The 7,610-nt window shown below is 62.8% G+C and carries 12 protein-coding genes; 5 read left to right on the top strand and 7 right to left on the bottom strand.

Features of this window, described 5'->3' with window-relative positions; genetic code table 11:
* Positions 1 to 273 (top strand): hypothetical protein (locus ACIQC5_RS22600; RefSeq protein WP_400287334.1); only part of this gene is annotated, 273 nt, incomplete at its 5' end.
* A 396-nt stretch (positions 274 to 669) separates the two neighbouring features.
* On the opposite strand, the gene rpsN is transcribed toward ACIQC5_RS22600, so the two are convergent.
* From rpsN to rpmB, 3 genes are read right to left on the bottom strand one after another with little or no spacing between them, the layout of a single operon-like run.
* The gene (rpsN, locus tag ACIQC5_RS22595; RefSeq protein WP_216927432.1) at positions 670 to 975 is read right to left on the bottom strand and encodes a 30S ribosomal protein S14; all 306 of its coding nucleotides are present in this window, start codon (positions 973 to 975) and stop codon (positions 670 to 672) included.
* A gap of 4 nt (positions 976 to 979) precedes the next feature.
* Positions 980 to 1,147 carry a 50S ribosomal protein L33 gene (gene rpmG, locus ACIQC5_RS22590; RefSeq protein ID WP_003798558.1) on the bottom strand — a complete coding sequence of 56 codons (168 nt, stop codon included), beginning with the start codon at positions 1,145 to 1,147 and terminating at the stop codon, positions 980 to 982.
* Positions 1,147 to 1,383, bottom strand: coding sequence for a 50S ribosomal protein L28 (gene rpmB / locus ACIQC5_RS22585; protein ID WP_011776361.1), 237 nt, complete (start codon positions 1,381 to 1,383; stop codon positions 1,147 to 1,149). The genes rpmG and rpmB overlap by 1 nt, the downstream gene beginning before the upstream one ends.
* A gap of 395 nt (positions 1,384 to 1,778) precedes the next feature.
* Here rpmB and ACIQC5_RS22580 point away from each other — a divergent pair, with 395 nt between their 5' ends.
* From ACIQC5_RS22580 to ACIQC5_RS22570, 3 genes are all read left to right on the top strand, one after another.
* Positions 1,779 to 3,239: a ferric reductase-like transmembrane domain-containing protein gene (locus tag ACIQC5_RS22580; protein ID WP_400287333.1), complete on the top strand. Its 1,461-nt coding sequence runs from the start codon at positions 1,779 to 1,781 to the stop codon at positions 3,237 to 3,239.
* Positions 3,240 to 3,253: 14 nt separating this feature from the next.
* On the top strand, positions 3,254 to 3,685 hold the full coding sequence (locus ACIQC5_RS22575) for an FMN-binding protein (RefSeq protein WP_400287332.1): 432 nt from the start codon (positions 3,254 to 3,256) through the stop codon (positions 3,683 to 3,685).
* Positions 3,686 to 3,764: 79 nt separating this feature from the next.
* Positions 3,765 to 4,523 (top strand): FAD:protein FMN transferase, encoded by a 759-nt coding sequence (locus tag ACIQC5_RS22570; protein ID WP_400287336.1) that lies wholly within the window; start codon positions 3,765 to 3,767, stop codon positions 4,521 to 4,523.
* Here ACIQC5_RS22570 and ACIQC5_RS22565 read toward each other — a convergent pair.
* Positions 4,520 to 5,284 (bottom strand): SGNH/GDSL hydrolase family protein, encoded by a 765-nt coding sequence (locus tag ACIQC5_RS22565; RefSeq protein WP_400287331.1) that lies wholly within the window; start codon positions 5,282 to 5,284, stop codon positions 4,520 to 4,522. The two genes, ACIQC5_RS22570 and ACIQC5_RS22565, sit on opposite strands and share 4 nt — an antisense overlap.
* 59 nt (positions 5,285 to 5,343) lie before the next feature.
* A complete protein-coding gene (locus ACIQC5_RS22560; RefSeq protein ID WP_400287330.1) occupies positions 5,344 to 5,823 on the bottom strand; it encodes a MarR family winged helix-turn-helix transcriptional regulator in 480 nt (159 codons plus the stop codon).
* Between the two features lie 68 nt (positions 5,824 to 5,891).
* Between ACIQC5_RS22560 and ACIQC5_RS22555 the strand changes: the two genes are divergently transcribed.
* The gene (locus tag ACIQC5_RS22555; RefSeq protein ID WP_400287329.1) at positions 5,892 to 6,179 is read left to right on the top strand and encodes a YciI family protein; all 288 of its coding nucleotides are present in this window, start codon (positions 5,892 to 5,894) and stop codon (positions 6,177 to 6,179) included.
* On the opposite strand, the gene ACIQC5_RS22550 is transcribed toward ACIQC5_RS22555, so the two are convergent.
* Together ACIQC5_RS22550 and ACIQC5_RS22545 are read right to left on the bottom strand one after the other, a co-directional pair.
* Positions 6,155 to 6,724: a hypothetical protein gene (locus tag ACIQC5_RS22550; RefSeq protein WP_400287328.1), complete on the bottom strand. Its 570-nt coding sequence runs from the start codon at positions 6,722 to 6,724 to the stop codon at positions 6,155 to 6,157. The two genes, ACIQC5_RS22555 and ACIQC5_RS22550, sit on opposite strands and share 25 nt — an antisense overlap.
* Positions 6,721 to 7,548, bottom strand: coding sequence for an SGNH/GDSL hydrolase family protein (locus tag ACIQC5_RS22545; protein ID WP_400287327.1), 828 nt, complete (start codon positions 7,546 to 7,548; stop codon positions 6,721 to 6,723). Before ACIQC5_RS22545 ends, ACIQC5_RS22550 begins: the two co-directional genes overlap by 4 nt.
* Between the last annotated feature and the right edge of the window lie 62 nt (positions 7,549 to 7,610).

Raw genomic sequence — 7,610 nt, 5'->3', positions numbered from 1 at the left:
ACACGGGGGTGCGCAGCAACCTGGCATAAATTCAACCAATCAAAAAACAATCGGTATCAACAAACTTGGCACACTATTGAGTTCTCAAACAACAGGTCACTATTCCAAAGCAGTACCACCAGCCTTCGCTGGATCGCTCCGGAGCAACTTTTCAAACTTACCCGATCAACCGCATCTTGGCAAATCAGCGTTTCCGCGATTTTCGATCCGATTCTCGGCCCCACCTGTTACCTGCACGCTCGAAAGCGTGCCATTTTCCAGGCTGTTATCTAGGGGGCGGTCTCCGCGGCTCTCAGCTCCAGGCTGTCTCACTCGCGGCGACTCAGAAGACATTACACGTCAGCAAGCCCGGGGACAAATCGACCCGAACGCCACCCCAAATCCCCGCAAACTCGGGCCAAACAGCCCCGTTCAGGGCCTGGGACCAGCCCGGAACCGCCAATACTGCTTCCGTGAAGCCCATCACACAGATCTGGCCCGCGACGCGGCCGCCAGGCACCAAAGCCACCTACCGCCGTCGAACGTTCCCAACCCCGCACCCAAACCCGACAGGAAATGAGAGAGCATCCCACCTAAACCCCACGGGACATGAAAGAGCGACGAAAGAGTGCTTAAACCCAGAAAAGGCCGGCAACCATAACGGTTACCGGCCCTTTCAGAGCTTCGTGATTACCAGGAAGACTTGGTGATGCCCGGGAGCTCACCGCGGTGAGCCATGTCGCGGAAGCGAACACGGGAGATACCGAACTTCTGGAAGGTGCCGCGGGGACGGCCGTCGATCTGGTCGCGGTTACGCAGACGGATCGGGGAGGCGTTGCGGGGCAGCTTCTGCAGGCCGAGGCGTGCAGCTTCGCGTGCTTCGTCAGTCGCGTTGGGGTCAACCAGGGTCTTCTTCAGTTCGAGACGCTTGGCAGCGTAACGCTCAACAATGACCTTGCGCTGCTCGTTACGAGCAATCTTGGACTTCTTAGCCATGTGTTTAGCGCTCCTCTCGGAATTCGACGTGCTGGCGGATCTTGGGGTCGTACTTCTTCAGGACCAGACGGTCCGGGTCGTTACGACGGTTCTTGCGGGTTACGTAGGTGTAACCCGTGCCCGCGGTGGACTTCAGCTTGATGATCGGACGTACGTCCTTGTCCTTTGCCATTAGAGCTTTACTCCTCGTGCCAGGATGTCGGCGACGACAGAGTCGATGCCGCGTACGTCGATGGTCTTGATGCCACGGGCTGACAGGGTCAGCGTGACATTACGGCGCAGGGACGGAACCCAGTAGCGCTTCTTCTGAATGTTCGGATCGAACCGGCGCTTGTTGCGACGGTGCGAGTGCGAAATGCTGTGTCCAAAGCCCGGCTCGGCTCCGGTCACTTGGCAGTGTGCTGCCATGACTCTCCTCCAAAGATTGAATGTAACGGCGTGCAGATGTTCCTGCGTTACCGTGCGACAGGCAGCGTTCGCATCCGGTCCAAACCATTTCGGTAGTTTCCGCAGCGAGTGCGGCGAAGAAGGTTGGCCTCAGAACCGGGCAGTGAATACCACTGAAACAGGTCCTGGGATACCGGGCGAATACAGGAATGCACGCAACTTGAGCCCCTAACTACCGGCCATCGGGATGTCAGTCAGACTGACAGTCACCGCCAACCGGAGCAATTGCACACGCTCCGCACTACCTAGCGCCTAACTATTCTACGAGCCAGAGCAAATTAAGACCAATCAGGAATCATAAGCCCTCGCAAGCCCTTTCACAGCAGAACGAAAGGATACGTGGCGAGTCTTGGATCATGACATCGCTTCTCTCACGTGTTTCGCCTGCCGGACAGTCCTCGGCGCCGGGCCCATGGACGGCGCCGGCCGCCGTCGAACGCTTTCGACCGCAAGCCCGACGGCGGCTGCTGCGGGCTGACATCCTGGGTTTCCTTGCGTGGTTGTCGCCAGTGGCCGCGGTTGCGTTGTGGTTGGCGGATGGCGGGGCGAGCGGGTTCTCGTCGTTCGCTGGAGCGGCCACGTCCTTGGGAATCGTGACCGGCCTGGTGGGCATGGATTTGGTGCTCCTCATGCTGTTGCTCACGGCCCGGATTCCCTTCATCGACCAGACGATCGGGCATGACCGCGCTGTGGAGATCCACAAATCCCTGGGCAAGCCGGCACTGTATTTGCTGCTGGCGCATGGGCTCTTCATCGCGATCGGGTACGGCGCTGCTGAAGGCCTGGACCCCGTCAGCGAATCTGTGTCGCTCTGGGTCAACGTGCCGGACATGTGGCTGGCGTTCGTTTCCATGGCGCTGTTCATAGCCGTTGTGGTCACCTCATTGGTGGCCGTTCGCCGCCGATTCCCTTACGAATTCTGGTACGCGATCCATCTGCTGACCTACGCTGCCGTGGCTACGGCCATCCCGCACCAATTCAGCGTGGGCGGATTGTTCGCCGAAGGCACCTGGCAGCGCTGGTATTGGCTTGCGCTCTGCATCGGTACTGGGGCGGCACTCCTGTTCTTCCGCCTATGGTTGCCGCTCAAGGCGACGCTCCTGCACCAGATCACTGTCAGCCGCGTGGTCCGCGTGGCGCCGGACGTCTTCAGCATCGAAATGACCGGACTGCACCTCCACAGGTTGGCCGGGACCGGCGGCCGATTCTTCTTCTGGAGGTTCCTGGCGCCAGGCTTGCGGTGGCAGTCGCACCCGTTCAGTCTCTCCGCCGAACCGATTCCGGCCACGCCAACAAGTCCCGGGAAACTTCGCATCACTGTCCGCAACCTCGGCGATGGTTCTGCCCGGCTGGCCCGGCTCAAGCCCGGCACCAAGGTTGCAATCGAAGGCCCTTACGGAATGTTCAGCACGGCGGCAAGATCCCGCAACCGCGTGGTGATGATCGGCGCAGGCATTGGCATCACGCCGCTGCGGTCACTCCTTGAATCCACCCCGTTCGAACCCGGCCACGCCACGGTACTGCTGCGCGGTCACGACACATCCGAGCTGTTCCTCGGAGACGAAATCATGGCGCTTTGCCAAGCAAGGGGCGTCACGCTGTTCCACCTGACCGGGCCGCGCTCCAGCGGACGCCATCAGTGGCTGCCGCAATCAGCGGTGCGGGCAGGACACACACTGCACTCCTACGTCCCCGGCATCGCTGATGCTGACGTCTACGTGTGCGGACCCGCGTCATGGGCCGCCGCCGTGATCCGGGATGTCCGCGACGCCGGAGTTCCGGCGGAACAACTCCACTACGAAAGGTTCGACTGGTGAGAATACGGGCAGCAATGGCAACAGCCCTGGCATCCGCGGGCATCCTGCTTGCCGGTTGGCAGTCGGGCGCACACATCGCCGAAACCAGCACCGCCACTACTACCAGCCTGAGCAGCAGCGCTACTGCAGGCGGCACAGGTACCAGCGGCGGCGGCACAGGGACCACGACGGCGGCAACGTACGACGGCGCGGCGGTCCAGACACGCTTCGGTACAGTCCAAGTCCAGGTGACCATCCAGAACGGGAAGATCACCGAGGTCACGGCCTTGCAGCTCACCGACGCTGAACGAAAATCGGCGCAGATCAGCAGCCGCGCAGCCCCGGTATTGCGATCCGAAGTCCTCCAGGCCCAATCAGCCAACGTCCAAACCGTAGGCGGCGCGACCATCACCAGCGACGCCTACCTCACTTCACTCCAAGCAGCCCTCGATGCAGCCCACTTCTAGGAACCGGCCCGCCCTGCCCCAGCCCACGTCCGCATCGTCGGCCGGCGCACCGCAGCTCCGTGCCCGGACGTTCCGCAGCATGGGCACCGTGGTGAGCCTGACCGTGGCGAGCAGTACCTACGCCCCCACCGCGGTCGACGAACTTGAGTCCGCCGTCGCCGTCGTCGAGCAAATCTTTGCCGAGCTGGACGTGACGTTCAGCCTGTACCGTGAGGGGTCCGAGGCGAGCCGGTTGGGGCGCGGCGAACTGACGTTGGCGTACGCTTCGGAGGCGATGCAGGAGCGGTATGCCGAGGCGGCTCACTGGCGGCTGGCAACGGACGGGGCGTTCACCGCCGAACGTCCTGACGGCATCCTGGATCTCTCCGGCATCATCAAAGCCCATGCTGTGCGTGAAGCTGCACTGTCCCTCAGCGCCCTCGGACTGCAGGATTGGTGCCTGAACGCGGGCGGTGATGTGTTGGTCAGCGGAACGCCCGAACCGGCACCGGCGTCCGCACCGGAGACCAGGGAACCGTGGATTGCCGGCATCGTCGACCCGGCCGATCGGCAGGCGTTACTGAGTGCCTACCCTCTCGGAAAACTCAAAGCCCTTGCGACGTCCGGCTCAGCGGAACGGGGTGAGCACATTTGGGGCGTCGGCACAGCGCGACCGGAATTCGTCCAGGTCTCCGTTGCGGCGCAAGACATTGTCACAGCGGATGTTCTGGCGACAGCGATCGTTGCCGGAGGGACACGCACCTTGGATCTGGCCGTGGACCGTTGGGGCGTCGACGTGCTCGCCGTTGGCAGGGACGGCACGTTGCTCGCGACCCCGGGATTCAGAACCGCGGCTTAGATGGGACTGGTGAGTTGCGGGTACTTCGGGCTCAACCCATCACCCGAGGACGTTCCCCGCACGCGGCGGAGCACCCACGGACCCGCGAATTCCCGCACCCAGCGAGCGTTTGCGCGGACCGCTTCAGCGCGAGTCAGTGTGCGCAGCGGAGCGAGTTCAGGAACCTCGATCACATGCTCGTGCTCCAGAACGTCCAGCACGCGTTTGGCCATGTTGACGTGCCCGGCCGTGGACATATGCATCCGGTCCTGAGCCCACATGCGCAGGTCGTAGTACTCGTCGAAGCGCCAGTAATCCACCAGCAGGGCGCCGTTGTTCTCGGCGATTTCGCGCAACAGCTCGTTATAGATCGCCGTCCTCCCGCGCATGGTGCTGAAGACCTTCGAACCGCGGGCATCGAACCCCGTGAAGAGGACCACGGTGGCGCCGGTCGCGCTCAACTTGGCGATCCCGGCGTCGTAATCCTCCAAAAGCGAGTCGATGTCGACCTTCGGCCGCAGGATGTCGTTCGCCCCCGCGTACAGCGTCACCAACGTGGGTTTCAACGCGACGGCGGCATCCACCTGTTCGGCCATGATCTGGCGCAGCTTCCTGCCGCGGATGGCGAGGTTGGCGTAACCGAAGTCATCGTTGGTGCGGGCCAGTTGCGCGGCAACGACGTCGGCCCAGCCACGGACGCCGTTGGGGCGGGTGGGGTCGTCATCGCCAACACCTTCAGTGAACGAGTCCCCCAGGGCCACATACCGGGCAGAAAAATCCATGCCGTCAGTCTGCCACTTCCCGGCCGCGACGAACAAAGGCCGGCGGGCCTTGGCAACGGTTAAGAGTCGCGCAGGATCCAGTGATTGCTGTCCAGCCTGGACACGATCTTCTCGCCGATGCGTGCGAGGTCAGCGACGTCGTCCGGAGTCAGGGAATCCAGCATCAGCGAGCGCACGGACTCCACGTGCGCGGGCGCCAGCGACACGATGGTGGACATGCCGGTTTCAGTGAGGTGGGCTACCGTGACGCGGGCGTCGCCAGGGTGGGCCTGGCGTTCAACCCAGCCGCGCTTCTGCAACTTGGTGACCACGTGGGAAAGCCTGGACAACGATGCACTGGTGCGGGCAGCGAGCTCGCTCATCGGGAGGTAGCGTCCCTCGGTTTCCGAGAGCATAGCGAGGACGTTGTAGTCAAAAAGCGACAATTTCCCGGCCGACTGAAGCTGGGTATCCAACGCCGACGGCAGCAGGGTGTTGATGCTCAAGAGGGCCAGCCAGGCACGGCGTTCGTCGGCGTTCAGCCAGCGCGGTTCAGTCATGGATCCATCTTAGGAGAATTCGGTCAGTCGCCGTTCAGGCACCGGGCCCCGGACGGTAGGCTGGCGACATGTTCGTAGTCTCACTGACCTACAAAGTTCCGGACGAAATCGTCGACTTCCACCGCCCCGGCCATATGGCCTGGCTTAAGGACGCGTTCGACGCCGGTGTCTTCCTTGCGTCCGGACGTCGGGTCCCAGCCACGGGAGGCGTGTTGTTGTCCAAAGCGGACAAGGCAACACTGGATGCGTCGTTGGCAGAAGACCCGTTCTACAGCAACGGAGTGGCCGAGTTCGAGATCATCGAATTTACCGCTACCAGCGTGGCCGAGGGCTACGAAATCCTGCTCGACAACTGAGGTCTCGCGTAGGCAGTGCCGAGCCGTTCGGGCAGCACCACCGGCATGAGTCCGGGCCATCTGGCCCCGAGTCGGTCGCCGCTCGAAACGCCGCGGACCCGGCGCGCAAGCCAAGGTCCGACGTCGCGCCTCAGCCAGGCGACGTCGTCGGCGATGCTTTCGGCCGCAGTCCGCGGACGGGGCTGCGCCAACACCGGTGCCGTCAGGGAATGCGGCGCGCCGAGCACCTCGAGCACCTTCTTCGCCATATATCTGTGGCCCGGGGTGGACATGTGCAGGCGGTCCGGTGACCACATTCGCGGATCCTGGAACTTTTCGAAGCACCAATAGTCCACCAGCAGCGTTTGGTACTTCGCGGCGATGCGCCTGATGTGGCGGTTGTAGATGGCCGTGCGCAGTTTGAGCGGTTCAAGGACGGGCGACAAGGGAACGTTGTACCCGGTGAACAGCAGGACCGTGGCACCGCTCTTGGCGAGGCGCTGCACGGCATGCTCGGTGAAGGAATCACCCAGGGCGACGAAGCGGACGTGTTCGTTGAGATTCACTCTGCTGCCTCCATCAATTTCTTCAAGCCACCCTTGCGCGGGACCTTCACCGGTTGTGGCCAGCGGGCACTGAACGAGTCGCCCAAGGTAACTCCGCGAAGCTTGCGTCCAAACAGCGGCAGCACCCAATCATTGACCCAGCGGCGCTGCCGTCGCTCCCACTCGCGCAGGCTCACTCGAGTTGGCGGCTCCCATTCCTTGTGGGGAATCTTGTGGGGAACTCCGAGGTGGTCGAGGACCTGGGCTGCCAAATACTTGTGGCCGGCCTTGGACATGTGGAGCCTGTCCGAAGCCCACATCCGGGGGTCGTGGTAGGCGTCGAAGCACCAGTAATCCACCAGGACCGCGCCATACTTGGCGGCGATCTCGCGGACCCGCTGGTTGTAGAGGGTGTTTCGTTTCTTGAACGGTTCCAGGACGGCCGACACCTTCACGTCGAACCCGGTGAACAGCACCAAGGTGGCACCAGTTCCCGCGAGCCGGGCCACCAGGAGTTCGTAATCATCCAGGAGGGCGTCCATGTCGGTGCCGAAGTCGAGGATGTCGTTCCCGCCGGCGTACAGCGTGATGAGCGACGGCTGCATTGCCAGGGCGGGTTCAAGTTGTTCGTCAATGATGTGGCGGAGCCGTTTGCTCCGGACCGCCAGGTTGGCGTACTCCCAGCCCGGCTGAGCCTTGGCCAGCTTCTCGGCCACCCGGTCCGCCCACCCGCGCACCCCGTTTGGCAGGTGTTTGCTCAGGTCACCAACACCCTCGGTGAAGGAATCCCCTATGGCGACGTACCGCCGTCGTCCGTTCTGGTCAGCCGCGAAAACATCCCGCACCCGGCCACGGTATCCCCGCCCGGTTACGGACGGGCAAAACGAAAGTGAATTCGCTGCAGGCC

It is taken from the genome of Paenarthrobacter sp. NPDC092416, assembly GCF_044755025.1.
GTDB lineage: Bacteria > Actinomycetota > Actinomycetes > Actinomycetales > Micrococcaceae > Arthrobacter.
Note: the sequence above shows the minus strand (reverse complement) of the source record. Positions and strands in the feature narration are given on the sequence as shown.

Bases quoted from the DNA above. Each gene is read 5' to 3' on its own strand.
- rpsN (WP_216927432.1), bottom strand. From the start codon at position 975: ATGGCTAAGAAGTCCAAGATTGCTCGTAACGAGCAGCGCAAGGTCATT.
- rpmG (WP_003798558.1), bottom strand. From the start codon at position 1,147: ATGGCAAAGGACAAGGACGTACGTCCGATCATCAAGCTGAAGTCCACC.
- rpmB (WP_011776361.1), bottom strand. From the start codon at position 1,383: ATGGCAGCACACTGCCAAGTGACCGGAGCCGAGCCGGGCTTTGGACAC.
- ACIQC5_RS22580 (WP_400287333.1), top strand. From the start codon at position 1,779: ATGACATCGCTTCTCTCACGTGTTTCGCCTGCCGGACAGTCCTCGGCG.
- ACIQC5_RS22575 (WP_400287332.1), top strand. From the start codon at position 3,254: ATGGCAACAGCCCTGGCATCCGCGGGCATCCTGCTTGCCGGTTGGCAG.
- ACIQC5_RS22570 (WP_400287336.1), top strand. From the start codon at position 3,765: ATGGGCACCGTGGTGAGCCTGACCGTGGCGAGCAGTACCTACGCCCCC.
- ACIQC5_RS22565 (WP_400287331.1), bottom strand. From the start codon at position 5,284: ATGGATTTTTCTGCCCGGTATGTGGCCCTGGGGGACTCGTTCACTGAA.
- ACIQC5_RS22560 (WP_400287330.1), bottom strand. From the start codon at position 5,823: ATGACTGAACCGCGCTGGCTGAACGCCGACGAACGCCGTGCCTGGCTG.
- ACIQC5_RS22555 (WP_400287329.1), top strand. From the start codon at position 5,892: ATGTTCGTAGTCTCACTGACCTACAAAGTTCCGGACGAAATCGTCGAC.